The 25,762-nt window shown below is 66.3% G+C and carries 25 protein-coding genes; 10 read left to right on the top strand and 15 right to left on the bottom strand.

Annotated elements, in window-relative coordinates; genetic code table 11:
* The first annotated feature begins 229 nt into the window (after window positions 1-229).
* On the top strand, window positions 230-958 hold the full coding sequence (locus AC6CIE_RS10565) for an META and DUF4377 domain-containing protein (RefSeq protein ID WP_217467847.1): 729 nt from the start codon (window positions 230-232) through the stop codon (window positions 956-958).
* Window positions 959-1,037: 79 nt separating this feature from the next.
* On the opposite strand, the gene AC6CIE_RS10570 is transcribed toward AC6CIE_RS10565, so the two are convergent.
* Together AC6CIE_RS10570 and AC6CIE_RS10575 are read right to left on the bottom strand one after the other, a co-directional pair.
* Window positions 1,038-1,481, bottom strand: coding sequence for a CopD family copper resistance protein (locus AC6CIE_RS10570; RefSeq protein WP_286935975.1), 444 nt, complete (start codon window positions 1,479-1,481; stop codon window positions 1,038-1,040).
* 292 nt (window positions 1,482-1,773) lie between these two features.
* On the bottom strand, window positions 1,774-4,236 hold the full coding sequence (locus tag AC6CIE_RS10575) for a penicillin acylase family protein (RefSeq protein ID WP_498092204.1): 2,463 nt from the start codon (window positions 4,234-4,236) through the stop codon (window positions 1,774-1,776).
* A gap of 328 nt (window positions 4,237-4,564) precedes the next feature.
* Between AC6CIE_RS10575 and AC6CIE_RS10580 the strand changes: the two genes are divergently transcribed.
* A complete protein-coding gene (locus tag AC6CIE_RS10580; RefSeq protein WP_498092205.1) occupies window positions 4,565-5,614 on the top strand; it encodes a hypothetical protein in 1,050 nt (349 codons plus the stop codon).
* A 12-nt stretch (window positions 5,615-5,626) separates the two neighbouring features.
* On the opposite strand, the gene AC6CIE_RS10585 is transcribed toward AC6CIE_RS10580, so the two are convergent.
* The 5 genes from AC6CIE_RS10585 to AC6CIE_RS10605 all read right to left on the bottom strand — a co-directional run bounded on the left by AC6CIE_RS10585 (window position 5,627) and on the right by AC6CIE_RS10605 (window position 11,374).
* Window positions 5,627-6,448: a hypothetical protein gene (locus AC6CIE_RS10585; protein ID WP_498092206.1), complete on the bottom strand. Its 822-nt coding sequence runs from the start codon at window positions 6,446-6,448 to the stop codon at window positions 5,627-5,629.
* A gap of 207 nt (window positions 6,449-6,655) precedes the next feature.
* Window positions 6,656-6,988 (bottom strand): DUF4148 domain-containing protein, encoded by a 333-nt coding sequence (locus tag AC6CIE_RS10590; RefSeq protein ID WP_175123057.1) that lies wholly within the window; start codon window positions 6,986-6,988, stop codon window positions 6,656-6,658.
* Between the two features lie 284 nt (window positions 6,989-7,272).
* Window positions 7,273-8,358 (bottom strand): LuxR C-terminal-related transcriptional regulator, encoded by a 1,086-nt coding sequence (locus tag AC6CIE_RS10595; protein WP_175123056.1) that lies wholly within the window; start codon window positions 8,356-8,358, stop codon window positions 7,273-7,275.
* A gap of 296 nt (window positions 8,359-8,654) precedes the next feature.
* Entirely contained in the window at window positions 8,655-10,343 is a 1,689-nt protein-coding gene (locus tag AC6CIE_RS10600) for a DUF6138 family protein (protein WP_498092207.1), read from the bottom strand.
* 62 nt (window positions 10,344-10,405) lie between these two features.
* Window positions 10,406-11,374, bottom strand: a complete 969-nt coding sequence (locus tag AC6CIE_RS10605) for an AraC family transcriptional regulator (protein WP_498092208.1) — start codon at window positions 11,372-11,374, stop codon at window positions 10,406-10,408.
* A gap of 165 nt (window positions 11,375-11,539) precedes the next feature.
* Here AC6CIE_RS10605 and AC6CIE_RS10610 point away from each other — a divergent pair, with 165 nt between their 5' ends.
* Together AC6CIE_RS10610 and AC6CIE_RS10615 are read left to right on the top strand one after the other, a co-directional pair.
* Window positions 11,540-12,283 carry an SDR family oxidoreductase gene (locus AC6CIE_RS10610; protein ID WP_498092209.1) on the top strand — a complete coding sequence of 248 codons (744 nt, stop codon included), beginning with the start codon at window positions 11,540-11,542 and terminating at the stop codon, window positions 12,281-12,283.
* A gap of 25 nt (window positions 12,284-12,308) precedes the next feature.
* Window positions 12,309-13,085 carry an SDR family NAD(P)-dependent oxidoreductase gene (locus tag AC6CIE_RS10615; RefSeq protein ID WP_175184195.1) on the top strand — a complete coding sequence of 259 codons (777 nt, stop codon included), beginning with the start codon at window positions 12,309-12,311 and terminating at the stop codon, window positions 13,083-13,085.
* Window positions 13,086-13,104: 19 nt separating this feature from the next.
* On the opposite strand, the gene AC6CIE_RS10620 is transcribed toward AC6CIE_RS10615, so the two are convergent.
* The 3 genes from AC6CIE_RS10620 to AC6CIE_RS10630 are packed head-to-tail and all read right to left on the bottom strand — an operon-like array spanning window position 13,105 to window position 16,326.
* Window positions 13,105-14,175 (bottom strand): ABC transporter substrate-binding protein, encoded by a 1,071-nt coding sequence (locus AC6CIE_RS10620; protein ID WP_498092210.1) that lies wholly within the window; start codon window positions 14,173-14,175, stop codon window positions 13,105-13,107.
* Window positions 14,168-15,607: a sensor histidine kinase gene (locus AC6CIE_RS10625; protein ID WP_175123050.1), complete on the bottom strand. Its 1,440-nt coding sequence runs from the start codon at window positions 15,605-15,607 to the stop codon at window positions 14,168-14,170. The genes AC6CIE_RS10620 and AC6CIE_RS10625 overlap by 8 nt, the downstream gene beginning before the upstream one ends.
* A 14-nt stretch (window positions 15,608-15,621) precedes the next feature.
* Window positions 15,622-16,326, bottom strand: a complete 705-nt coding sequence (locus tag AC6CIE_RS10630; protein WP_175123049.1) for a response regulator transcription factor — start codon at window positions 16,324-16,326, stop codon at window positions 15,622-15,624.
* 241 nt (window positions 16,327-16,567) lie between these two features.
* Here AC6CIE_RS10630 and AC6CIE_RS10635 point away from each other — a divergent pair, with 241 nt between their 5' ends.
* The gene (locus tag AC6CIE_RS10635) at window positions 16,568-17,908 is read left to right on the top strand and encodes a CitMHS family transporter (RefSeq protein ID WP_175123048.1); all 1,341 of its coding nucleotides are present in this window, start codon (window positions 16,568-16,570) and stop codon (window positions 17,906-17,908) included.
* A gap of 41 nt (window positions 17,909-17,949) precedes the next feature.
* Window positions 17,950-18,690 (top strand): SDR family oxidoreductase, encoded by a 741-nt coding sequence (locus tag AC6CIE_RS10640; RefSeq protein WP_175123047.1) that lies wholly within the window; start codon window positions 17,950-17,952, stop codon window positions 18,688-18,690.
* A gap of 25 nt (window positions 18,691-18,715) precedes the next feature.
* Here AC6CIE_RS10640 and AC6CIE_RS10645 read toward each other — a convergent pair whose 3' ends face one another.
* The 3 genes from AC6CIE_RS10645 to AC6CIE_RS10655 form a co-directional block, all read right to left on the bottom strand.
* Window positions 18,716-19,120, bottom strand: coding sequence for a GCN5 family acetyltransferase (locus tag AC6CIE_RS10645; protein ID WP_175123046.1), 405 nt, complete (start codon window positions 19,118-19,120; stop codon window positions 18,716-18,718).
* A gap of 76 nt (window positions 19,121-19,196) precedes the next feature.
* The gene (locus AC6CIE_RS10650; protein ID WP_175123045.1) at window positions 19,197-20,165 is read right to left on the bottom strand and encodes a tripartite tricarboxylate transporter substrate binding protein; all 969 of its coding nucleotides are present in this window, start codon (window positions 20,163-20,165) and stop codon (window positions 19,197-19,199) included.
* A 41-nt stretch (window positions 20,166-20,206) separates the two neighbouring features.
* Window positions 20,207-21,538, bottom strand: coding sequence for an arylsulfatase (locus AC6CIE_RS10655; RefSeq protein WP_175123044.1), 1,332 nt, complete (start codon window positions 21,536-21,538; stop codon window positions 20,207-20,209).
* 101 nt (window positions 21,539-21,639) lie between these two features.
* On the opposite strand from AC6CIE_RS10655, the gene AC6CIE_RS10660 reads away from it, so the two are divergent.
* Window positions 21,640-22,542 (top strand): LysR family transcriptional regulator, encoded by a 903-nt coding sequence (locus AC6CIE_RS10660; RefSeq protein WP_175123043.1) that lies wholly within the window; start codon window positions 21,640-21,642, stop codon window positions 22,540-22,542.
* 75 nt (window positions 22,543-22,617) lie between these two features.
* Window positions 22,618-22,971, top strand: a complete 354-nt coding sequence (locus AC6CIE_RS10665; protein ID WP_239213093.1) for a hypothetical protein — start codon at window positions 22,618-22,620, stop codon at window positions 22,969-22,971.
* Between the two features lie 35 nt (window positions 22,972-23,006).
* Here AC6CIE_RS10665 and AC6CIE_RS10670 read toward each other — a convergent pair whose 3' ends face one another.
* The gene (locus AC6CIE_RS10670) at window positions 23,007-24,293 is read right to left on the bottom strand and encodes a serine/threonine-protein kinase (RefSeq protein ID WP_175123042.1); all 1,287 of its coding nucleotides are present in this window, start codon (window positions 24,291-24,293) and stop codon (window positions 23,007-23,009) included.
* A gap of 108 nt (window positions 24,294-24,401) precedes the next feature.
* Window positions 24,402-24,878 carry a hypothetical protein gene (locus AC6CIE_RS10675; RefSeq protein WP_175123041.1) on the bottom strand — a complete coding sequence of 159 codons (477 nt, stop codon included), beginning with the start codon at window positions 24,876-24,878 and terminating at the stop codon, window positions 24,402-24,404.
* Window positions 24,879-25,238: 360 nt separating this feature from the next.
* On the opposite strand from AC6CIE_RS10675, the gene AC6CIE_RS10680 reads away from it, so the two are divergent.
* A complete protein-coding gene (locus AC6CIE_RS10680; RefSeq protein WP_129242965.1) occupies window positions 25,239-25,442 on the top strand; it encodes a cold-shock protein in 204 nt (67 codons plus the stop codon).
* Between the two features lie 41 nt (window positions 25,443-25,483).
* Complete coding sequence (locus AC6CIE_RS10685; protein ID WP_175123040.1) at window positions 25,484-25,741, top strand: hypothetical protein; 258 nt, start codon at window positions 25,484-25,486, stop codon at window positions 25,739-25,741.
* Window positions 25,742-25,762 lie beyond the last annotated feature (21 nt).

A 25,762-nucleotide genomic window follows, 5' to 3' on the forward strand; every position in this document is an offset into this window, starting at 1 on the left:
GCGGACGGTTCGATCACGATGCCCCGGGCTGGTCGGCCGCAAGATTTGGAAACGGACTGCGCCGCGCAGCGGTAATTTCGTCCACGGCACGGACGTAGAATCCCGCTTTTCGTCAATGCCACGCGGCCGTCAGGAACCAATCATGAAAAAAGCCATCCTTCTTGCATCCGTCTGCGCGGCGCTGCTGTCTGCCTGCGCGCCCACGACCTCACCCCGCGAAGGATCGTCCATGCCTGATTCCGCCACCATGTCCGCCGAAACTCAGGCCGGCCTGAGCGCCTACCACTGGCGCCTGACCGCCGCCACCGATGCCGCGGGCAAGTCCATCGCGGCGCTGCAAAAGGGCGTCGAGCATCAGGTGCGCCTGACCTTCAAGGACGACGGCGTGAACATCCGCGGCGGCTGCAATGCGCAATTTGGCGGGTACACGTACAAGAACGGCGTGCTGACCATCGCGAATCTCGCGTCGACGATGAAGGCCTGCGAACAAAGCCTGATGCAACTCGATGCCGAGATCGCCCAGCGCCTGAAGGGCGATCTGCGCGTGACGATGTCGGGCGACAAGGCCGAGCCGACGCTGGACCTCACGACGCAGGACGGCAGCGTGCTGAAGTTCGTCGGCGAACCCACGCCGGAAACGCTGTACGGCAGCGCGGGCCAGATCATGTTCCTGGAAGTGGCGGCCAAGCGCGCCGAATGCAGCCATCCGATGATTCCGCACTATCAGTGCCTGATGGTGCGCGAACGCAAGTTCAATGACGCGGGCATCGCGCTGCCGGCGCCGGACAAGTGGCAGCCGCTGTACCAGTCGATCGAAGGGTTTGAGCATCAGGAGGGCGTGCGCACCGTGCTGCGCGTCAAGCGTTACGACTGGAAGAACCCGCCCGCCGATGCGCCCTCCAAGGTCTACGTGCTGGACATGGTGGTGGAGCAGGACGCCTCGGGCAAGCGCAAGTAAACGGTGAGGTTCGCGTGGAGGGGCGTTAGCGCGATCCGCGCGGTTATCGCCCTGTTCGCGGTCAGCGCCCTTGGCCCGGTCACCAGGTGACGTAGAACATCGCCTTGGCCAGCACGACGATGGCCAGCATGTGGCAGAACACGCTCAGGTGCAGACGCCCTTGCAGCGCACCGGTGAGCTTGCGCTGCCTGGCCAGCACTAGCGCGGTCGCCACATGAATCAGCACGCTGATGGCCAGCGCGATCTTGATGGACAGCAGCAGGCCGAACGATGAGGCCAGCGGCGCGGACAGCGCGCCGCGGTGCTGCCACGCCAGCCCCAATCCCGCCAGATACAGCACCACCACCGACCACGGCACCACCGAACGCACGCGCGGCCCAAGCTGGCTACCCAGCGCCTTGCGCACCTCGGGCGGCAGGCGGCGGTGCACTGGTTCAAGGAACAGCACCTCAAAAGTGACCGTGCCGACAAACAGGAAGGCCGCAAGCAGGTGCACGATGAGCAGCACGGGATAGAGGGTCATGACGGCATTCTCCGCCCGCAGATGACGGCGCGAAATGACAAACATCAACCGCGCCATCGCAGGGTTGAATCGCCCCAACAACCGGCGCCCGTCGAACCTTGGTGTCAGACACCCGTTGTGACGCCGCCACACGCTCGGCCGTTGGTGTCAGACACCCGTTGTGAAGCCGCCACAAGCTCGGACCCTTGGTGTCAGACACCCGTTGTGATGCCGCCACATGCTGACGACATCTTCGGCGGGTGTCTGACACCGACCCAAGCAAACCGCCCGGCAAACCAGCCGGGAACTCAGGTCACTTGCCCGCCGGCTGCAGCGTCAGCGTATCCGACCGCTGGCTATCCACCTTGGCCCGGCTGAAGGCCATCGGGAAATACTCGCCCGTTGACCAGCCCTTCAGCAGGTCCTGGTAATGCGGGCTGCGCGGATCCGCCGATTGGCCCGGCACGTTCTGCACGCGCGAGTTGTCCCAGTCGGACACGTCGATCACCTGACGGTACGATGCGCCGCTGGTCACGCGGTAGTCGCTCTTGCGGAACGTCGCGCGATGCACCGTGTCGTTGTCGCCGCCGACCGGATAGCGCGGCGTGCCCCACGCCTTGGCGGTGTCGGGCGGCAGCAGGCTGGCCAGGCTGTGATCGAACTGGATGTGGTGCAGCTTGCCCCACTGCCACTGCTTCGAATCCGGCCCCATCTTCGCGGTGAGCTTCGTGAGGCCATCGGCCAGCGCCTGCAACAGCAGGGCGTCGCGGCCCTGGTCCGGACGAGGACCAAAGGCGGCATCGGGCGTGGCCAGCTTTTCCAGTGTCTTGCGGGTGGAAAGCTCGCCGAACGCCGCGCGCCCGTTTGCCGGCACATACAGGTCGGTCACGCGTTTGACGACCTCGGGCAGCCAGAAGGCATAGACGGTGGCAGCCCGGGAGTCCGTGGCCATGCGGTAGTCCCAGTCCTTCAGCAGGCTCAGCGCTTCGCCGACCTTCGCGTCCGCCGAGTTCAACGACTTGGCATAGCCGCCCAGCGTGCGGGCAGGAATCGACAGGTTATCGAACTGCAGGTCCTGCGACTGCTGCACGGTCAGCCCCTTGCCGTCAGCCACCACCTCGCGGATTCGCTGGATGCGGAAGGGCTCGGCCCAGGTGCGCGCCGACATGTCCTTGTACGGATAGTTGGCGGGCAGGTTGTACTCGTTGGCCGTGGCGACATAGCCTTCGGGCGGATTGAAGACGCGGGGCAGGGCGTTGCCGGGCAGCACGCCGCGCCATTCGAAGTCGCCATTGCCCGGCACGGGCAGCATGCCGGACCAGTCGTTGCGCGGACGGATGGGCGCGATGCTGCCGCCGAACCAGCCGATGTTGCCGTCCACGTCCGCGTAGACCATGTTCTCGCTGGGCGTGTAGTGCTTTTCCATGCCGGCCACGAACTCGTTCCAGTTCTGGGCCTGATTCAAGCGCAGGCTGGCCAGATAGGCGGCCGTACCCGGGAATTCCAGGTAGGCGGCGCGCAGGGCGTAGGCCTTGCGGCGCACCGGGTCTTCGTGGATAACCGGACCATGACGCGTGAACTTCAGGCTGCGCATGGCAGGCGACGCGCCGCGCACCGGAATGCTCTCGTCGATCTGGCGCATCTTTTCCCAGCGGCCCTGGTAGCGGTATTCGCCGGGGTTCGCGGGGTTGGTGTCGTAGACGTACAGGTCTTCCTCGTCGCCGAACGCGAAGATCGTCAGGCCGAACGCGATGCGGTCGTTGTGGCCCATCGACACCCCGGGCAATGCCGGTTCGCCCGCGCCGATCACGTTCCAGCCCGGCGCATTCAGGTGGACCATGTAGCGCAGCGACGGCATCGTGATGGACCGGTGCGGGTCGCCTGCCAGGATGGGCTTGCCGGTGGCGGTGCGTTCGCCGCTCAGCGTCCAGTTGTTGCTTTCGTAGCGCGTCGCCAGCGGATCGAAGGCCGGGTCCAGCGACGCAAGCCGCCCCTCGGACAACGCGCTCGCCAGCTTGGCGCGTTCATCCGCGGCAAGCGGGCTGCGCGGGAAGTCGCCCGCCTCGAACTTCTGGCCGTCACGCGCGAGCCGGTAGGTGGCCAGGACGGACTTGTTGATCTGGCGCACGTCCAGGCCGGCAGGCACCTGCAGCGCCAACGGCGGCTCGAAGGTGCTCAGCCCCTGCACGTTGTGCAGGCCCAATGCGGCGATCTGCTCGGACATCCGCACTTCCTCGCTGACATTGCGCGTCAGGCCGTAGATGCGGATCAGGGAAGTCTCCGGACTCCAGTAGCCCGGCTCGGTGCCGGTCAGCTTGAACTCCGGCGGAAGCTGGTCGGGATTGGCCTTGACCCAGTTCACGTAGGCATTGATGCCGTTGGCGAATGCGGTGAGGATGGCCTGACCTTCGGGGTGGTAGCTGGCGAATTCCGCCTGCATGTCGCCGCGGTACAGGAAGAGGCGCGCGGCGCGATCCTGCTCGATGAAGCGCGGGCCGAACTGTTCGGCCATCTTGCCTTCGCCCTGGCGGCGCCACAGGTCCAGTTGCCACAGACGGTCGCGCGCGGCCGAAAAGCCCTGGGCAAAGAACAGGTCCGCCTGGTTCTTGGCGTAGATGTGAGACACGCCGTGCTTGTCCCTGACGATTTCCACGGGCTGAGAGAGCCCCGGCATGGCAATCGTGTCCTTCTTGCCGCCTGGCGAGGCGCAACCCGCCAGCACTGCGATCAGGCCGCTTGCCAGGAATGCGGCGGCCCTGCGCTTGAACGTACGCATAGACTTCTCCTCCGGTTATTGATCTTTTCTTTGCCGGCAGTACGTCAAACGCTGGAAGCCGCGCCGAACGCAACACCATGCAGCGACTAGAACTAAAGCAGAAGCGTGGGGAGAACTGTTTTATTTGATTAGATCTGGCAGGACTTGTAACGCTTCGTTGAAGTCTGGCCACTAGGGGAAAGCGCACCTGGCTGACATCACGTCGTCTAATGACGCGATCAGGCATGAAATTTTTGGTCACGACATCGCGCGCCGGCCGGTAAACTCGGGCGCCCTGAATACCGCGGGCGCGCTTGCTGTTCGCCGTCCTCACCCATTGCCGTACCTCATGCCGATCTCCGACCTCGCACGCAGCCTGTCCCGTCCCATCCTCGCCGCCGATGACCTGGAGTCGATGGCGCAGTTCTTCAGTCGGCCCGAGGTTGGCGCCTTCCTGACCCATGCCCGCAACCCGGCGAACACTGCTGCGGCCCTGCGGGATTGCGCCCTTCTTCTGCCGCAACTGCATCCTTCCCATGCTGCGGCGCTTGCGCTGATGGGCGGATCGCTGGTGGAGGGCGGCGCCGATCCCGCCATTCTGTTTCCCACGCTGCACGCACTGCTGCGCGATTGGCTGCAACGCCTGCGACCGTTCTGCGCGCAGGAAGTCGAAGAGGACGACGAGGAGGTCGAAGAGACCGACCGCCAGGCTTGGACGGACGCGCAGGCCAGGTTGGCAGCGGTGCCGCAGGACGCATTCTGGGAGGTTGAAGCCCTGCAAGCGGCCGTGGACGTGCTGGTGCTGCCGATGATGACCATGCTCTTGCGCCACCGTGGCAATCATCAGGCGTTCATCGCCGACGACGCGCTGATGGCCTTGCTGTATGCCATGACCTCGCTCAACGACAGCCTGCCGTTCGACCAGCTGCATTTCCTGTGGCTGGCATCGCGCGTCAGCTACGAAGACGAACTGGTAGTCGTGCTGCCGGCGTCCGGAACGGGTTTCATCGCCGAGGCCCACGCCATCAACAACACCTTTCACGCCCTCACGCTGCTGCAGATCCTGATCGGCGAACACGCGCAGGCGCTGCGCGTGCAGCGGGACATCGCCTCGCGCACGCCGGACATGGATGGCGACACGGCCGACTTCCAATGGTTGCAGGCCGGCGCGTATGCCGGAGGCGAGCTGAAGAACATGCTGAAGTGGGCGTGGGGCGAAGCCGCGCTGCGCGACCATCCGTCCCGCCACGGAAAGCGCGTGCTGATCGCGTTGGAAACGGACGAGGGCACCAAGCGCAACTGGTCGGGTTTCAACGGCGCGATCCACGAGGCGCAGCAGCCGTCGATGACGTTCAAGCGCTATCTGACGCCGGAGGAAGTGGCGTCGTATCTGGCGTGAACCGGCGCAGGTTCAGCTGCGTCCGAACAACCCGTCCACGCTGTCCTGCAGGTCGAAGACGTCCGACACGGCATACAGGCCCACCGGCTTGCCCAGTCGGCTGGTGTCCGGCGGCGTTTCCACGCAGGCCTTGATCAGCACGAACTGGCCGGCCGGATCCGGCATGAACTTCATGCCGGCGACCGACATCCGTTCGATCTGTACGCTGCCATCGTTGTAGCGGCGGCCGCGCGCGGGCTTGTCGCGTACTTCGTCGATGGCGGGCACATGGTCGAAGACGGCGTCATAGAACTCGATGACCGGGCTTTGGTTGGTCTGCGCGCAGTGGTGGACATACGCTGCGTGATAGCGGCCGTCGAGCTGGTATGACACCACGTCGCCCGCCCGGTAGAACGTCAGGCTGTCGGGCAGGCCGGGCGCGCGCTTGAGCGGTGCGGGCGGCGTGTGCAGGAAGGCGGCCTTGATCGCGGCGGTCTTGCGATGAAAATCGTCGCTCAGGGCCACGGCCTCGTTCAGGGCGTCGATGGCGGCATCCGCGCGGTCGGCGATACCGGCTTCGGCGATGCCGTACTTGTGCAGCAGGATGGCCAGCGCCACGGCGGTCTTGTGGCGATACAGCGGCGAGGCCGCGTCGTCGCTCGCCTGCAGCACGCAGTTCCAACGGCGCAGCAGGCGCGTCAGTACGCTGTCCGATGGGTTGGCCGCAATGGCGGCGTCATGGCGGGCGCGCGCCATGGTGTCTGCCAGCAGGCGCGCAAGGTCTTCGTCCAGCGTCTGGACCAGGATGTCGGCGGCGAGTTTCTTCAGCGCCTGGGCGTGGGTGATGGCGGTCATGGTGTCGGTCGTGGCCGCGCCGCAGGAGCCGGCGCGGGCCGAGCGGGCGGCGGAGGATCAGGCCCGCAGCGTGTCCCGCAGAGGATAAAGGGGGATGGTATCCCCCTCGTTACCAGATGCAAACCGATCCGCCGATTATTTGCCAAATGGCGTCGCGCGGCGGGGCAGGCAGCCCCGTTGCCGCGCGAGGTCATCGTGTTGCAGACATCACCACCTGCGCTCCGACCCGCTTGTGGGCTGCGCTGCCGACTGGCCCATGCCGCCGGTCCGGACGGTGGATTCGTATTTCTTGTAGTCCTCGATGTACGTGGGCGAGTTGACGTTCGGGCTTTCCTCGCCAGCCCATTGTTCTTCCAGCCCGGCTTCGCGCCATGCGGCCAGGTCGCGTTCGACGTCGGCCCGGGTGGGCGTGAAGTCCGAGGAAGGCGCCGCGGTCGCCGGCGCGGTTGAGGCGGATTGCGCACCCGCGGGGCTGGACAGCAGGGCAAATGCCGCCAGCGCAGCGGGGATAAGGGCGCGGAATGGCAGGACAGGGTTCATGAAGGGCTCCTTGGGGGTGCGTGGGGGCGCAGCGTTGGGACCGGTGCCGTTCGGGGCGCGCGCGATAGCGCTACGCGGCCGAGGGCAGCTGCGGGACCGGATGGGCGGAGTCATGGTCCGGCGGGCTCAGGCGCCGGTTTGCGGGCCTGCAGATCGCGAGCGCAGACGGGGTGGTGACCCGACAGGCGCTTGGAGGCCCGGGTCTCATGCCTTCGTGCTCATCGTAGAGCCGCATGGGTGCAGGCCGCATACTCAAATCTGAGTACACCAAGCGGCGCACAGGCCTACAACAACGACGCCAGGCGGACCAGTTCGGATTGGCGGCTGCACTCCATCTTGGTCAGCAGAGACGCCACCTGCTTGCGCACCGTCAGGACCGAGGCGTGGCGCAGCGTGGCCACTTCCTCGACGCTGTGACCGGCGGCCAGTCCGGCCAGCACCGCGGCTTCGGCATGCGTGATGGAGAACACCGATTGGAGCTTGGTGACGTCCGGCATCGCGAACGCGCTCTTCTTGCGCATTCGCATCAGCAGCATCCGGCCGCCGATGAGGCTGAGCGCAGGCGGCGCGGCGCTGATGTCGACCCAGAACAGCTCGCCCCAACCCGAAGCCGTGGCCATCGACCGCATCTGGCCGTCACGCGCGACGGCGGCACAGTGCGCATCCAACAGCCGCTGCACCTTGGCGTCCGCATGGCGCAGCCGGCGGCCGTGCAGCGTCCAGCCGTTGACGTCGTCCAGGAAGCCCACGGCCAACGGCGACAGTTTGTCGACGATGCAATCCACGCTGATCAGCAGCACGGCTTCGTTGACATCGGAAAACGCGCTTTCCAGCGACTTCCATCCGATTGCGCGGTTGCGCTCGCGTTGCGACAAGTGGTGGCGCAGCGCGCGGAAGTAGCGGGCGTAGTCGCCGGATTGCAGCCGGTCGCTGGCCTTCGCGTCGATGGACGAACGCTGAAAGCCGATCGCGGCGTGCAGCACGGTGTTCGATTCGATGATGAGCGACAGCACCTGCGCCATGCGATGCCGGGCCATGAAGTCCGCATAGAACTCGGTGCGCTGCAACTGCGCGGGTTCGTACATTCGCGTGGTGTCCAACCAGGTGCCGGCGGGTGCATTGCGCCCCTCCTGCTCAACGATGTCGCAGTTGCAGTAGTGCTCCTGGTAATCCGAGACGCACGCGTCGGAAAAACCGATGGCGGTCAGGGTCAGCAGCTTGTTCCTGGCGTCGAACACGATGAGCGCGCCGCTGTCGGCCCCGACAAGATCGCGGGCGGTGCCCAGGATGTCGCGCCACGGCGGTTCGGGGTCGGTCAGGTGGTCGACGGCCTCGACGGCGCGGCGCAATGCGATTCGATGATCGGGCATGGCGAGCCTCCAACTCTGGTTCAAACGTAATCGCTGCTACGTGTCACAGATGGTGGTAGGTGGCGCCGGCCGGCAAGACATGGCGGCGCACCGCTGCTGCGGATCAAAGCGGAGAGCGCGTCGCAGGGAGCGTACAGGGATAGCGGCGGGCCCAGCGCAGATTATCGTCGCAAATTTGCGGGCGATGATGATTTTGCTGTGCTTTCCCGCAAGGAAAATGGCGTGTTGATGCGGCGATACCAGGAAAATTCAACTGGCGCGAAACCCCTGCATATCGCCGCGTGACACCGCCGCGCTTATTGCGCCAGCAGTTGCAGCAGCAGCGCCTTTTTCGGTTCGTCCGCCTTGCGCGCCAGTGCCGCCAGCTTCTTGTCGGATCCGAACAGCCGTTCGCGCACATGCGCCCTCAGGTGCTCGGGCAGTGCGGCCAGTGCGTCAGCCAGCAGCGCAAGCAATGGCGCATCTTCAATCGTGAACCCCGCGGGCGGTTTGAAGGCGTCGGTGCAGACGCACAGGCATGCCACGACGGTGGCAAGGGTCTGCGGCGTCAGCCCATGCTGTTCGAGAAACACGGTGGTGTAGCGGTCCTGCACTGACTGATGTTCGTCGTCCACCAGATCCATGTAGTGGCGCAGCAGCGCAAAGTGGCCGGCGTCGGCCAGACCCAGCGCAAACGTCGCATACGTGCCGGACAGGCAGGCCTTTTCGGCCTCCGCATCCGAATACCATTCGTAGGGCTGGATGGCGGCGTGCGCATAGCGCGCCAGCGCATCGTGCGCCTCGGGATGCTGCGCGGCGTTGGCAAAAAAGCGATGCGTGTCGGACTTGGCCAGGCCCTTGATGGGCAGGTAGTGGCGTGCACGGCTTTTCAGTTCGATGCGGTAGCCGGCCGGAAAGCCCGCGCGCAACAGGCTGGCGAGGAAGTCCAGCGCCAGGCAGTAGGCCGCCGGCGACTCCTGCCGGATCGCAATGGACACGGTGGCCAGTACGTCGTTGGCGGCGCAGGTGACGGTGTCGGTCGCCAGGCGCGTGCAATCGGCGGGAATGGCGCCGCTGCCGCTGGCCAGCATGGTTTCGGCGCGCGCGCTGCCGACATCGCGCGCCAGTTCCAGAAAGGTCAGGCCGAGCGGCCGCGCATAGCCGGGTTCAAAGCGCAGGATCAGCGTTGCCGCATACAGCAGCAGGTCGATGCCGCGGTCGTTGGCATCCAGCGTTGCGCCGGGCTTGAGCTTGTAGGTGTTCGTGCGGAAGGCGTTCTGCGACACGTCGAAATAACGCGGCAGATACTGTTCCTCGGACCAGCGGCGCAGCGCGTGGATGATGGAGCCCCGCTGCTCGGCCAGCGACTCCTGGCCCGCGTTCAGCGCCAGCACGCGCGTGAAGACGGCAATCAGCCAGGGGTAATCGAACTTGGGAAACAGGCGTTCGTTCAGCAGATGGCGGCACAGCAGGCTGATGTGCAGGCGGCCGGTGGGTTGGGCGCCGTTCAGCACTTCCTGGTCTACGTATTGCGCAACGCGTTCGCGCAGGCCTTGCTGCTTGGCCTCGTCGGTGTGGTCCACCAGCGTCAGGCGCAGCCGGCCCTCGGTGGTGGGAAACTGCGCGCGAAAGCGGAAGTGGTGGTCCAGGTGCGGTTTGCCGGCAAGCCGGGCGATGCGTTCAAGCACGGCCTCGCGCAGCACGGGCGCCAGCGATTCGTGGACTTCATCGGGACTGAGCGGGCCGTTACGGCCTTCGGCGCGCAGGCCGTCTTCGTCGTCGGGCTCCCAGCTGGGCATGACGTCGAACATGATGCGCGAGGGCTCGTACTCCAGCAGGATCTCGCTGTGGATGCCGGCCTGCAGCGGTGTGCGGGCCACGATCGCGTCGATGTCGTCGCGCGCTTCCAGCTTGTCGAACCAGCCATGAATGGCGCCAAGCGTTTCATCCTGGATCTGCTGGGCGGTCTTGTGATGCAGGCCAATGGCGCGGGACTCGTGGGACATCGTGATTCGTGAGGGTGGCAACAGGTGCGCCGAATGCTACACGATGAGGCGCCGCGCCCGCGTCAGTGCCGGGACGCGAAATCGCCGATGGCGGCCGCGGGCGACAGCGCGAACGACGCCTTCATATCGCGCACTTCCTCCACAGGCGTGCGGCCAAAGAATCGCTTGAACTCGCGGCTGAATTGCGATGCGCTTTCGTAGCCGACGCGGGCCGAGGCCGACGCGGCGGTCAGGCCGTCGCGGATCATCATGAGCCTGGCCTGATGCAGCCGCGTGGACTTGATGTACTGAATGGGCGAGGTCTGCGTCACCGCCTTGAAATTGACATGAAACGCGGGGACGCTCATGCCGGCTTCCTGCGCCAGGTGAGTGACGTCCAACGGCTGGGAATAGTCGGTATGAATGCGGCGCAGCGCGCGGGCAACGCGGCCGAAGCGGCCCGGATGCGCCAGGGCGGCGCGCAAGGCGCCGCCCTGTTCGCCGCTCAGGACGCGAAAGCAGATTTCGCGCACCAGCGCCGGGCCGAGGATCTCGGCATCGAGCGGATGGCACAGCGCGCGCAAGAGGCGCACGGTGGCGTCGGCCAGTTCATGGGACAGGGGGGTCGAGGCGATGCCGAGCGGCGCGTCGCCGTTGTGGGCGCCCGCTGCGGCTTCGGAACCTTCGCCCGATCGGTTATCGATCGCCACCACCAGATCGGCCACGGTCGCCAGATCCATCCGGATGGACACCGCAAGCATGGGCTCTTCCTTGCTGGCCTGCGTCTCCGTGGAAAAGGGCAGGGGCACGGACAGCACCAGAAAGTGCTGGGCGTCGTAGACGTAGGTCTCGTCGCCCAGAAAGCCAAGCTTGCGGCCCTGGCACACGATGACGATGCCGGGCTCGTAAAGCACCGGCGTTCGGCACAGCGGCCGGTCCGAGCGCATGAAGCGCACGCCGTCCAGCGCGGACAGGCTGTAGCCCTCGTTGGGCGCCAGGCGGTCGATGAGGGCAATCATTTCGCGCGACAGCGGGTTGGACGGCAGCGTCATGGGGCATCCGTGGTTCGTTTCCGGTGGGGGACATTCTACCGGCGCCCATCGGGGCGGAACAGGGTGCGCAATAGGAATGGGCAAGGGTGCGATAGACGCAGGTATTCGCGCGCGCGGCCGCAATCCTTAGCATTTCAGTCACGTCAACGACTTGGAGAAATGACCATGACTGCAACACAGAACCGGCAATCCAAAGTGGTGCTGATCACCGGCGCCAGCAGCGGCATCGGCGAGGCCACGGCGCGGCTGCTGGCCGCGCAGGGCCACCGCGTGTACGTCGGGGCGCGCCGCACGGACCGGCTGGAAACACTGGTGCAAGAGATTCGGGCAAACGGCGGTACGGCAGCGTTTCGCGCGCTGGACGTCACGTCGGCCGAGGACATGCGGGACTTCGTGCGCGGCGCCGAGGCGGCCTACGGGCAGGTGGACGTGATCGTCAACAACGCGGGCGTGATGCCGCTGTCGCCGCTGAATTCACTGAAGGTGGACGAGTGGGACCGGATGATCGACGTGAACATCCGCGGCGTGCTGCACGGCATCGCCGCCGTGTTGCCGGGCATGGAGCGCCAGGGGCACGGACAGGTGATCAACGTGTCTTCCATCGGCGGACTGGCCGTGTCGCCGACGGCGGCGGTGTACTGCGCGACCAAGTTCGCAGTGCGCGCGATTTCGGACGGCTTGCGCCAGGAGACCGACAAGATTCGCGTGACGGTGGTCTGCCCCGGCGTCGTTGAATCGGAACTGGCCGACACGATTACCGACGACACCGCGCGTGTGGCGATGCAGTCGTTCCGCCGCGTGGCCCTGCACCCGGACGCCATCGCCCGCGCCATTGCCTACGCCATCGAACAGCCTGACGACGTGGACGTCAGCGAAGTGGTGGTGCGCCCGACGGCCAGCCCGCATTGAACCTACAACCATAAGGAATCGAACCATGACGGCAACGACTATTTCTGACCAACCCTTTTCAGACCAACCCTTTTCCGGCCGGACGGCCATCGTGACCGGCGCCGCCAGCGGCATCGGCCTGGCCACCCTGGAACTCCTGCACGCGCAGGGCGCCCGCGTCGTGGCGGTGGACCGGGACGAAGCCGTGCGCGCGCTGGCGCGGCCCGGCGTCGAGCCCCTGGTGGCCGATATCTCGCGGGAAGACAGCGCCGAAAAGGCGGTCAAGACCGCGATGGACCGCTTCGGCAGGCTGGACATCCTGGTGAACAACGCGGGCGTCATCATCAACAAGCCGGTGATCGACATGACGCTGGACGACTGGGAAGGCATTCTTGCCGTGAACGCCACGGGCGCCTTCCTGTTTTCCCGTGAAGCGATGCGCGTGATGGTGCCGGCGGGCCGTGGCGCGATCGTCAACGTCGGCTCGTACGCCTGCTACCAGGCCTTTCCGACCATTGCGGCCTACGCGGCGTCCAAAGGCGCGCTGGCGCAGCTGACGCGCGCGTTGTCGCTGGAGGCCATCGAGCACGGCATCCGGGTGAACGCCGTGGGGTCGGGCGACGTGGTCACCAACATCACCAACCACATCCATGCGGACGGTCCGGGCTTCCTGGCCGAGCACGGCAAGAACGCGCCGATCCGGCGCGCGGCCGAGCCGCGCGAGATCGCGGAGGTGATTGCGTTCCTGGCATCCGACAAAGCCAGCTATATCGTCGGCGCGGTGGTGATGGCCGACGGCGGCATGAGCGTGGCGCTGCGCTAGGCGCAGAGTGCGTGCGGCCTTAAAGCGGCGGAAAGATCGCCGCGCGCCACAGGTCCAGGAAGTGGCGCTTTTTCAGCGGGTCCAGATACACCAGCAGGCCGACGCCCAATGCCACGGGCCGCACGCCGGCTGCGGGCACGACCGATGCGCTGACCGGCCGCATGCCGGACTCGCGTGCCAGCGCTTCCTGCCCGCGCGCCGACAGCAGATAGTCCAGGAACAGCGCGCCCAGGTCGCCGCGCGGCGCTTGCTTCGGAATGATGGCCGAGCGCGACAGCATCAGCGTGTAGTCCTGCGGGTAGATGATGGCGAGCGGCGCGCCGTTGTCGATGCGGTGCCGGGTATAGGACTCCAGCAGGTTGTAGGCCAGCGTGACGTCGCCGCTTTCCAGCTTGTCCAGCGCGTGTTCGGTGGACTCGTGGATGGACACGCCGTTGCGGCCGAAGGCGCCAAGCAGCGCGCCCGCCATGCTGTCCAGCCGCGTGTCCTGCGTAGCCGCCAGATAGCCGATGCCGCTGCCCTGCACGTCGTAGGTGGAGATGCGGCCGGCGAGCGGCTGGTCGGGCGCCTGCAGCAGCGACAGCAGTTCGCGGCGGGTGTGCGGCACGCGTGCGGCATCAAGCTTGCGCGTGTTGTAGACCATCACGATGGGGTCGGTGCCGATGCTGAAGACCTCATCGCGCCAGTTGGCCCAGCCGGGCAGGGCGCGCGTCTGCGGCGATATGTGCACGCGCGCGTAGCCGTCGTTGACCAGCTTGGTCTGCAGGTCCATGGCGCTGCTGATGACGATGTCCGGCCCTGACGGGACGCCGGGCGCTGTGGCTGCGCGGGCCACGGTGTCGCTGTAGAGATCCTGCGTCGACAGCTCGGTGTATTCCAGCCGGACAGATGGGTTCAACCTGCTGAAGTCTTCCAGCACGCCGCGAAACACCTGCACGCTGTTGGACGCGTGAACGACCAGCACGTTGCTGCTGCCGGCCGGTCCCAGCGTGAGACCGCTGCCGCTCACTTCGGCGGCGTGGCTGATCGCGGACAGCGTCAGCGCGGCGATCGCGGCCAGGCCGCGCAGGATGGAGCGGGCGTCACGCATGATCGGCTTTCGCGGGCAAAGCGGTTGCGGGCAACGTGATGACGGCGTCCAGCCCGCCGCCCACGCGGTTGCTCAGGCTGAGCGTGCCGCCGTGGATGTCGACGACGCGCTTGATGATGGACAGACCCAGGCCGGCGCCTGGCGAGCGGGGATTGGGGCCGCGCGCAAACCGTTCGAAGGCCGTGTTGGCCAGGGCCGGCGGAATCCCCGGCCCCTGATCGGACACCGTGACGCGCCAGCCACCGTCGTGCGGATCCAGCCGCACGTCGATGTGGCCATCGTCATTGGCACCGTGCCGCAAGGCGTTGTCGATGAGGTTCTTGAAGGCCTCGCGCAGCATCAGGTTGTCGCCCATGACGCGCGGCGGATTGCCGCCGTTGGCGGACGGCAGATGCAGCCGGACATCAGGCTGCGGGTCCGCCTGCGGGACGGTGTCGTACACGGCCTGGCTCAGCAGCTCGGCCACGTCGACCGGCTGGAACTGCCGGACATTGCTGCGGTGGATGACGCTGGCGTCGCTGAGCAGCTGGTTGACCAGGCGCGACAGCTTTTCGGCGTTGCGCAGCACGGCCAGCAGGCTGCGCCGCTGCTCGGCTGGATCGTCCTCGTCCAGTGCAAGCTCCATCTGCGCGTGCAGCGCGGCCAGCGGGGTGCGTAGCTGGTGCGCGGCCTCGGCGATGAACAGGCGCAGGGTGTCCAGGTTTTCCGACAGCCGGCCCATGAAGCCATCCAGCGAGTGAACCAGCATGTCCAGTTCCTCGGGCACCGGCGCAGCGATGGGATGCAGGTCCGATGCGGTGCGGCCGGCCAGTTCGCGCTCGACCCGCTGAATGGGCGACAGCGACCGCTGCAATCCCCAATACGCCAGCGCCAGCGCGGCGGCGGTAAAACCGATTAACGCCAGCGTGCCTTGCCACAGGATGCGGTCGGCCAGCGCGTTGCGCGCCTCGCGCGTCTGGGCGACCTGGATGATCGCGGTCTCGGTCTCTTGCGGACCGGCTACCTTGCGTTCCATCCAGGCGACGCGCACCGGTTCGCCCTGGTATTCGGCGGCGTAAAGCTGCGGCGTGCTGGCGTCGCCGCTGCCTCGCGCGGGCGGTGCGGGCAGGTCGCCGTATCCGGAGATCAGCGCACCGCGCGCCGAGGCCACCCGGTAGAACACCCGGTCGCGCGGCGCCTGCTCCAGCAACGCCAGCGCCGCGTAGGGCATGTCCATCTGCCACTCGCCCTGCACGAGCTGCAGGCTGTCGGCCATGGACAGCACGGACGCGCGCAGCAGTTGGTCGTAGGTGGTGTCGGCGGTCTGGTGCGCATAGCCGCGCACCAGCAGGTAGATCGCGCCCAGTCCCACCGCGAACAGCGCGCCGAGCACGGTCAGCAGCCGGCGGCGCACGGAAATGCGGCGGGGCAGCTCGGAACGCGGCCGGTTCATGGCGTGGCGGGCCGCTACGGAAGCGGCGGGGCCGAGGGCTCGCCGTCCGCGCCGTCGGCTGCGGTCAGCAGGTAGCCGGTGCCGCGCTGCGTCTCGATGCGCAGCGGCGAGCCTTCCAGCTTGCGGCGCAGCCGGGCGATGTAGACCTCGATGGCGTTGGGCGCGGCGTCGTCGTCAAACGCGAACAGCTTGTTTGCGATCTCCGACTTGCTGACGGCGCGGTTCATGCCGGCCAGCAAAATTTCAAGCAGGCTGAATTCGCGCTTGGGCAGGTCGATGCGCCGGCCGGCCAGCGTGACCTGCCGCGCCGCGCTGTCGATGACTAGGTCGCCAAACCGCAGGGTGCCGGTGGCTTGCGGGCTGGGACGGCGCAGCAGCGCGCGGCAGCGGGCTTCCAGTTCACGGAAATCGAAGGGCTTGGCCAGGTAGTCGTCCGCGCCGGTATCCAGGGCGTGCACGCGGTCTTCGATGTCGATGCGCGCGGTCAGCGCCAGGACGGGCGTCTTGCTGCCGCGATCGCGCAGCCGGTGCAGGATGTCAAAGCCCGACATGCGCGGCAGGCCGATGTCCAGGATGACGAGATCGAAGGTCTCGTACTGCAGCACGCCGTCGGCGTTCAGCCCGTCGTTCTGGCTGTCGACGGCATGGCCGAGACGGCGCAGCCGGCGCACAAGTGCGTCGGACAAATCCTCATCGTCTTCGATTACCAGGATGCGCATGCGGCGATTGTCGCATGATGGACAGCCCCCACGCCGCGCGCGCTTCGCACGCTAGATGCCCCCCGGGGGGGCGCTTTTCCCTTGGGGCGGCCCGGCGGGAAAAGGGCCCCCATGCCGCGAATGCGTCTCCGCGGCCAACAAAAACGACAGGTTCCAGACAGCTTTTCTTCCTAGTCTTGCGTACCCGCTTCCCCAGCCGGAGGCAGGCACACATAACAACGACTAGCTGGAGATAACCCTCATGCTTCTGACCCTGCTTGGCTTCGGCATGGTGATCACGTTCATGACGCTGATCATGACCAAGCGCCTGTCGCCGCTTGTCGCCCTCATCCTTGTCCCCATTATCTTTGCGCTGCTGGGCGGTTTTGGCGCGGGCATCGACAAGATGATGCTGGACGGCATCCGCAAGATCGCGCCGACCGGCGTGATGCTGATGTTCGCCATCCTGTACTTCGGCGTGATGATCGACGCGGGCCTGTTTGACCCCATCGTCGGCCGCATCCTGCGCGCGGTGAAGGGCGATCCGCTGAAGATCGTGGTGGGCACGACCGTGCTGGCGCTGGTGATCTCGCTGGACGGCGACGGGTCCACCACCTACATGATCGTGGTGGCGTCGATGCTGCCGCTGTACCGCCGCCTGAAGATGAACGCGCTGTCCATGACCTGCCTGGCGATGCTGGCCAGCGGCGTCATGAATCTCACGCCGTGGGGCGGACCCACGGCGCGCGCCGCCAGCGCCCTGCACGTGGACGCGGGCGACATCTTCGTGCCGCTGGTGCCGGTGATGGGCGTGTCCATCGTGGCGATCCTGATCCTGGCGTTCTTCCTGGGCCTGCGCGAGCGCCGCCGTCTGGGCGTGCTGGCGCTGCCGGAGGGCGCGTCGCTGCATGCGGGCTACGACGAAGATGGTCCGAAGAACCTGCCCGAGATCGAGGTCGACCACGACCTGCGCCGCCCCAAGCTGCTGTGGGTGAACGCCGGCCTGACGCTGGCGCTGATGGTGAGCCTGGTGCTGGGCGTGCTGCCGCTGCCCGTGCTGTTCATGATCGCCTTCGCCATCGCGCTGATCATCAACTACCCGAACCTGGCCGAGCAGCGCCGCCGCGTGGCGCAGCATGCCGGCAACGTGCTGTCGGTGGTGTCGCTGATCTTCGCGGCGGGCATCTTCACCGGCATCCTGTCCGGCACCGGCATGGTCGAAGCCATGTCGCGCAGCCTGCTCGCCGTCATTCCCGACGCGCTGGGACCGTATCTGGCGGGCATCACCGCGCTGGTCAGCCTGCCGTTCACGTTCTTCATGTCGAACGACGCCTTCTACTTCGGCGTGCTGCCCATCCTGAGCGAAGCCGCGCAAGGCTACGGCATCACGCCCGTCGAGATGGCGCGCGCCTCGCTGATCGGCCAGCCCGTCCACCTGCTCAGCCCGCTCGTGCCGTCCACCTACTTGCTCGTCGGCCTGGCCGGCGTGGAGTTCGGCGACCACCAGCGTTATGCGCTGAAGTGGGCCACGATGGTCTGCATGGTGATGCTGGCGGCCGCCCTGGCGTTCGGCCTGTTCCCCCTGGTGGGCGCGGCCGCCTGATTCCCCGCGGCGCCAGCCGCATGACTTTGAAAGGAAGCACCATGGCTTTGCGCATCGCTTACGTCACCAGCGGCATGGGCCACACCGGCACCGCGATCTGCCAGGCGCTGCATCGCGCCGGCCATCGCGTGGTCGCCGGCTGCGGTCCGCGCTCGTCCCGCAAGGACCACTGGCTGAAGGAACAGAAGTCGCTGGGTTACGACTTCATCGCCTCGGAAGGCGACGCCACCGACTGGGCGTCGACCGAGGCGGCCTTTGCCAAGGTCCGGCGCGAAGTCGGCCAGATCGACGTGCTGGTCAACAACGCCGGCTCCATGCTGGACATGCGTTTTCGGCAGATGAGCCACGCCGACTGGTCGGCCGTCCTGCGCAGCAATCTGGATACGCTCTTCAACAGCACCAAGCAGGTCGTCGACAGCATGGCGGACCGCGGCTGGGGGCGCATCATCAACATCGGATCGGTGGCAGCCGAGAAAGGCCAGATCGGCCAGATCAACTTTGCGACCGCCAAGGGTGCAGTCATTGGTTTCACGCGCTCGCTCGCGCAGGAAGTGGCGGCGCGCGGCGTGACGGTGAACCTGGTGTCGCCGGGCTTCATCGCCGACGACACGGTCCGCGCGTTCCCGCCGGCGCTGCTGGACCGCATCGTGGAAAGCGTGCCGGTGGGCAGGCTGGGCACCGCGCAGGACCTGGCCGGGTTGTGCGTGTGGCTGGCGTCTGACGAGGCCGCGTTTGTCACCGGCGCCAACTACGCCATCAACGGTGGCGTGTACATGAGCTGATGCCGAGGCGTCAGGCCCGCGCAGGTCAGACGCTGCGGCTTTTCAGGAAGTCGGCGATGGAGGTCGCGGTGCGCTTGCTGTCGGCCAGCCATTCCACGCGCCATTCGGTGATGCGTTCTGCGGTGTGGTGTTCAAAGACGCCCGGCGTAGGCTCGTTGATGGACTCCAGCTGCCGCACCAGCACCAATGGTTGTTCCGCGCCCGGCGTGTCTTGCGAAAACGCCGCGGCGTCTTCGAAGGTGTCAAAGGCGTAGTAGTAATCGTCGCCCTCATGCAGGTCTTCGCCGCCCGCATGCGGGTGCACCCACACGCGATATTCCAGGACGTCGTCGTAGAAATAGCCGCCGCCCGATTTGGTCATGGCGGGGTATTCGCCCACCTGATCAGGATCGATGGCGACGGGGTGGGCGGAGGAAAGAGGTGGCGTCATGGTGAGCGGCGGATAAGGTTGAAGCGCTGCGGATTGTGGCAGGCCGACACCTTAGCGCATTCAGGCGCCACGCCGCTCAATTCGCCAGCTTCACCGCGCCGCTGTCGATCAGGGCCTTCCATTTGGCGTTGTCCGCCTGGATGAATTTCAGCAGGTCTTCCCGCGAACCGCCGCCGGCCAGCATGCCGGCGTTGTCGACCGCCGCCTTGAACGCGGGCGTGGCGACGGCGGCGCGCAGCGCGGCGTTGATGGGTTCAAGCTGGTCGCTCGTGATGGCATTGCTGGCCGCCACCGAAAACCATTGCGTCGCGGCGTAGCCTTTGAATCCTGATTCTTCCACCGTGGGCAAGTCGGGCAGGCTGTCCAGGCGATAGGGCGTGGTCACGGCGTAAGCCTTCAGTGCGCCGGACTTGATCTGCGGCATGACCGGCGCGGATCCCAGGATGGCCAGCGGAATCTGTCCGCCGGCAACGTCCGCCACCGCCTGGCCGCCGCCCTTGTACGGCACATGCACGATGCGGGTGCCGGCGTATTGATTCAGCAACTCGCCCGCCAGGTTCTGCGACGTGCCGTTGCCCGAGCTGCCATAGCTCCAGGCTTCGGGTTGGCGGCGGGCATCGGCCAGCACGTCCTGCAGGCTGTTCTTGGCGTTGCGGGCAGGGCCCACGATGACCATGGGGCCCTGCGCCATCAGCATCACGGGGGCCAGCTCGCGGCCGATGTCGGGTTGCGGCGTCGGGTAGATGAGCGGTCCCGGCACGGTGAGCAGATAGCCGTCGGCGGCCTTGCTGCGCGCGACCAGTTGAAGGGCGATCGCACCCGAGGCCCCGGGACGGTTCTCCACGATGACGTTCAGGCCGGTCTGGCGCGCCAGCTCCTGCGCCGCGATGCGGGTCAGCACGTCCGCCGTGCCGCCGGGCACGAAGCCCACCACCCACGTGATCTGTTTGGCCGGCCATTGAGTATTGCTGTCGGCCGCCGTGGCGGCCGCGGCGGGCATGGCGATGCTTAGAAGCATCGCGCAGCATTGGATAGCGAATTTCATGTTTTCCCCTTGATTTCTGCTATCGGTGATTCGTCTTTCGCTCAGCCGGGATCCCGCTTGCCGGGCGGCGTGTTCGGATGTTCGGCGCACGACTGGTTGAACGCCTGCACCATTTTCAGGATGGGGCCGAGCACCCACGTATTGAAGATGAGAATGTCGCTCTCCTCCTTGGGGTCCTGTAGCAGATTGAACAGGTACGGGGATTCCAGTTTGCCCTTGCCCTCGTTGACCTCGGGCTCCCAGTAGAAGTGCAGCTTCCAGTCGCGCCATTTCACGGCGCGCAGGTCGCCCTTGATGTAGAACAGGAATCCCTCACGCAGGGATTTCGCGCTGGCTCCGGTAAAGAAGTCGGTCTGGTCGATGCCGTCGATGGGCCGGTCCCGCGGAATGTCGGCGCCGCCGATGCGGGACAGCGTCGTGTACAGATCGGTCACGTGGACCATCTCGTTGGACACCTGACCCGGCTGTACGCGGCCGGGCCAGCGGATGATGAAGGGCACGCGCAGGCTGCCTTCCATGGCGGTATGGTAGGTGCCGCTCCAGGGACCCGCCGTGCCGCGGTACGGCTTGCGGTATTCGGGACCGTTGTCGCTGCAGAAGATGAACACGGTGTCCTCGCGCAGGTTCAGCTCGTCTACGGCCTGCACGATCTGGCCGACGCGATGGTCCATTTCGACCATGGAGTCCGCGAAGTCGCCCGCGCCCGTGCGCCCGGCAAAGTCGGGGTGCGGCAGGGTGGGAAAGTGCAGATGCACCAGCGGCAGATACAGGAAGAACGGGCGCGCCGCCTCGGCATGCTTGCGCATGAATCCGATGGACCGGTCCACCAGTTCGGCGTCGATGCCGCGCCGCGTGTCCAGATCGTAGACCTTGACGTTCTCCGACGGCCCGCCGGCTTCGCCTTGCATGATGTGCGGAATGTCCGCCACCGTGGGATCGAAGCCGATCGACGACGTGAACTGGCTTTCGTCGGTGGTGCGCGGGATGCCGTACCACTCGTCAAAACCCCGGTCGCTGGGATACCGGCCGGGGATGTCGCCCAGATGCCATTTGCCGAAATGCGCGGTGGCGTAGCCCTGGCCCGACAGTTGTTGCGCCAGCGTGATCTCGTCGCGCGTAAGCCCTTGCGGCAGGCCGGGCGGGACGGATTGCAGGCAGCCCGTGCGGATGGGGTGACGCCCGCTCATCAGCGCCGAGCGCGTGGGCACGCAGTCGCTTTCCACGTTGAAGTTCTGCAGCAGCAGGCCCTCGGTGGCCAGGCGGTCGATGTTCGGGGTGGGTGCGCCGCGCAGGGCGCCGCCGCCGTAACAGCCAAGTTCTCCCCATCCCAGATTGTCGGCCACGATCAAGACGATGTTCGGCTTGTGTTCCATTGTGCTCTCGCCTCGGTGAATGCTCGGGTTGATCCCAGGATTCTAGGAGGGCGAGGTCGCCGTTATATTCCCGAAAGTACGTAAATGAATGAACTTTGGTTATGAATCTGTCGCTGCGGGATATTGAGTATTTCCTTGCCGCCGTCGAGTACGGCAACCTGGAACGCGCCGCGGCGTCGTTCGGCGTCAGCCAGCCGGCATTGTCGAAATCGCTGCAGCGGCTGGAGGCTGATACGGGGCTGGCGTTGCTGGACCGCAGCGGCCGTGGACTGCGCCTGACGTCCGCCGGGCTGGTGTTCCTGGAGCATGCCAAACGGCTTTGGGCCGAGTACCGGGACGCCATGCGCCACGCGGCGGAATTGCGGGTGGGCCAGGCGGGATTGCTGCGCGTGGGGGTAACGGGCGCGACCGTCGACAGCGTGGCGATGCCCGCGATGCGGCACCTGCTGCCGCGCCGACCGGCGTTGCGGGTGCAATTGACGCAGGGGTTATCGGATGACCTGAACGAGCAGGTCGCCAGCGGCAAGCTGGACCTGGCCGTGACGCCCATCTATGCGGACGTGCCTTCGACCCTGCACCATGAACCGATCATGGAAGACCGCCTTTGCGTGGCGGCCAGCCGCCACCATCCGCTGGCCACGCGCCGCAAACTGGCATTGCGCGATCTGGCGGACCTGCGGTGGATTCTGCCCAAGCCTTCCTCGATTGCCCGCAAGGCCCTGGATTCGCGGTACGCGGAAAGCAGCCTGCCGTTGCCCGCCGCGGCGCTGGAGGTCGAGCACTTTTCCAAGGGCACGCTCGAGCTGCTGGCGCAGACGGATCTGCTGGCGCTGCTGCCGCAAAGCGCGCTTGAGACTGGGGCGGACGTCGTCGCGCTACCGGTGGCGCTTGGCCGGCCGCTGCCGCGCGCCATTGCGCTGATTTCCCGGCAGGGGACCGCCTGGTCGCCGCTGATGCATGAATTCCGGCGCGCCATTCTGGATTGCGCAGCGGGCATGGCCTGAGCACGGCGACTGGCGCAACGGCGGTTTTCGGCTGTGCCACAATGGTCCGCTTTCAAATCATCAGGAGCGGGGTTCATGGCTGGAACGTCATTGCGGGTTGCGGCGGGCGTGGGGCTGCTGTCGCTGGCGGCGCTTGCCGCGTGCGGCAAGAAAGACGCCTATCCGCCCGAGGTCCAGCGCGAGACCTACAGCTCGTGCGTCGCCGGTTTTAAATCCAGGGTCCAGGCGTCGCCGGAAGTCGACGCGAAGGCCGCCAGTTATTGCAATTGCATGGTCGACGGCTTGCAGAAGTCCGTGCCCTACGAGGAATTCAAGCAGTTGGATCAGCTGCTGGCGACCAAGAGCGCCACGCCGGACAGCGAAAGGCTGAGCAAGGGCGTGACCGATGTGGTCAATGCCTGCTTGAAGCGCGAAATGCCCAAGGGCTGACGGCCCTAATGCGGAATGCAGTTGCCGAGCGCGCGTCAGGTGCACTGCCAGAGGTGCCCGCTGACGCGGCAGGCGGCGCACCAGAAGGTGTAGTTGCAGCCGCCGCTGCCCCACAGCCATTCACCACCGTCCTCTTGCGGCAGGCCGGAGTCCAACTGCATGGCCAGAGGCATGTCCTCGCCGCAGTCGGGACACGCCGGGTAGTCGGCGGATTGCACCCAGCTCGGTGCGCCGCCGACCCGGCTGAGGTTCTGGCGGCCATTGGACTCGCCCCAGTCCTGCCAATGCCAGCGCGCCGGCGCCTTGAACAGCGTCACGCCGGCTTCCAGCAGCGGAATCGCGACGAAGTCCGGCTTCAAGGGGGCGTCGCGCTGCTGGCTGGGGTGCATAAGCGGCGCGCCGTCCTCGGCGTGGCGAAAGAAAAGGGCGCCGTCGGTTTCCCAACCCTGGCACGACAGGCAGGTCGCGAATTCGATGGCGCTGTGATTATCGATGCCTGCTGCGGCGGCATCCTGAATCGCCAGCAGCCGGTGCAAGGGGCCGTGGCACAGGCCGCAGCGGTTTGCCGACGTGCCGCCCATGCGCGCTTGCGCGCGGTCCGTTGATTCGGGGTTCCAGGTGGGATGCGCGCGCTGCATCTCGCGCCGCCATGCCGGCTGTTGCGCCAGCATGGATTTTCTTTGCGCAGCGCTAAAACCGATGTGCAGCGGCTGTTCGCCGTGCAACGCGCGCAAGCCCCCTCCGTGTTCCGCATAGCCCGCTTGCTGCAACCACGATGCGGCATCGGGGGCGTCGGCCTCGGGAAACAGGCGACGCCAGGCCGCGTATACCGTCTGCGGCCGGCGCGACCGCAGCAACGCGACGGCGCGCGCGCGTCCTGGACTGCCTTCGGCGAGGTCGTCGTCCAGCCGGTGCAGCCAGTCGAGCAGCGTGGCGTCGTCCAGGGCGCGCCATGCGAGATCGGCCGCGTATTCCGGACCGCCGTCGTCGTCCTGCACGGCGGTCAGCAGCCGCTCCCAGTCTCGGGCAAAGGCTTCAGGGTGCTGGACCGCTGCGGAATCCAGGACCGCGCGCGCCAGTTCGGAATCGGCGCCGCGCCGCCAGACTTCGCCAACCGTGGCCACGTAGGCCGCGTCGTCCATCAGGTCGAGCGCGGCGTCAATGACGGTGGCGTGCTTGATCGGCCTGTCCAGTGCCTGCAGGACCAGATCGGCCAACGCGGCGGGCGCATCCCGCCGCAATTGCAGCATTTGCGCCATGGGGTCGTTGTTCTTCCAGCCCAGGCGCTCATAGGCGTCAAGAATCTCGGTGGCGGTTTTCATCGGCCGGTCCAGAATTGATCGAGCGGGGAGGATATCCGATGGCATCGCTTGCCGCGGACCGGAGGCGCAGGCCGCGGCCGGACCCAGGGGCGCTGTGCCGGGCCCGCGCTATCGTGACAGCTTCGTCGACACGTCCGTGTGCGTGCCGCGGTCCAGATCCGCGCCAAGCGGCCTGTCCCATGCGGGCAGGGTCCGCAACTCCTGGTTGACTTCGCCCGCTTCGATACGCCGCGCAATGTCGTCCAGCAATTGCGTTCGCGTGGCGAATCCCCGGCCCTGCAGGTCGCGCGCGAACAGCCGGTAACGCAGATTGGGTTCAGCGCCTTTCATAACGCCCAAATTCAGGATGTGGCCTTGCTCGTTGCGCAGTAGCAGATGGCCGGGGCGGGCATAAATGCGGTAAATGCGCCATGGCGACGAAATGGCGGCGTGAATGGGATAGGGATCGCACCCGGGGTCGCAACCCGGGGTGCTCCGGGGATCGCGCCGGATGTCGCCATGGCCTCCGGGCGGCCGTGGCTTCGAAGGAAGGCGCTTGATGCACGCATTGGCGAATCGGGCGATGGATCTGCTGAAAACGCTCACGCAGCGCCCGCCGTTATCGCGGGAAGATCGACGGGGCGGGGGGCTGGCGGCCGGGGTTGGCGCTGAATGACCACGAGTTGTTCCTCATATGGCGATACGGCGAGGCGACGCGCGTTCAAGCACCAAGCGGCCAGCATACGCGCTTTTGTCAGCCGGCTTGCGCGCTGAGTGGATTGGTTACTCATTAAGCACAAAGCGCGTTGACTTCCCCCCGCACGCCGCCCATAGTGACCTGGAGTCTTTTCGAGCATCGTGATTTTCGTCCGGTCTTGCACCCTCCGCGGGGCGCCTAATTGTTCGCGATCCTTTCCTTGACTGGCCTCATTTCGCGGGTTTGCCCGCATTTAAAGGAAAGCGTCAATGGAAACCGGAATTGTGAAGTGGTTCAACGATGCCAAGGGTTTTGGCTTCATCATGCCCGAGGACGGCGGCAAGGATCTGTTTGCGCACTTCTCGGAGATCGTCAGTGACGGTCACAAGGTGCTCGTTGAGAATCAGCGCGTCAGCTACGTGACCGCGCAAGGCGCCAAGGGTCCGCACGCAACGCAGATCCGCGCATTGTGACCGGTGGCCGCGAGGCCTTTCGGTCAGATATTGGAGGTCCCATGTTTCATAACAATATGGTCTACAAGGGTTATCGGCTGACGGCGAGCGTGTCCCGGGTTCCGGTCGGCAATGCGCGCCGTCCGGCCTTTACCGCAACCGTGGCCGTGGAATTGGCGGGTGATCGGGACCGGCTCGGCGAGCTGCATCCCGTGCCGCTTTTCGTGTCCGGCGGGTTCGTCGCCACGCCCGGCATGGCGGTCGATGCCGCGATCACGCACGGCCGCCTGATGGTGGATGCGCATTCCCGGGTAGATTGACGGCGCGATGCGCGCCGCCGG

The organism is Achromobacter sp. GQ309, assembly GCF_059759315.1.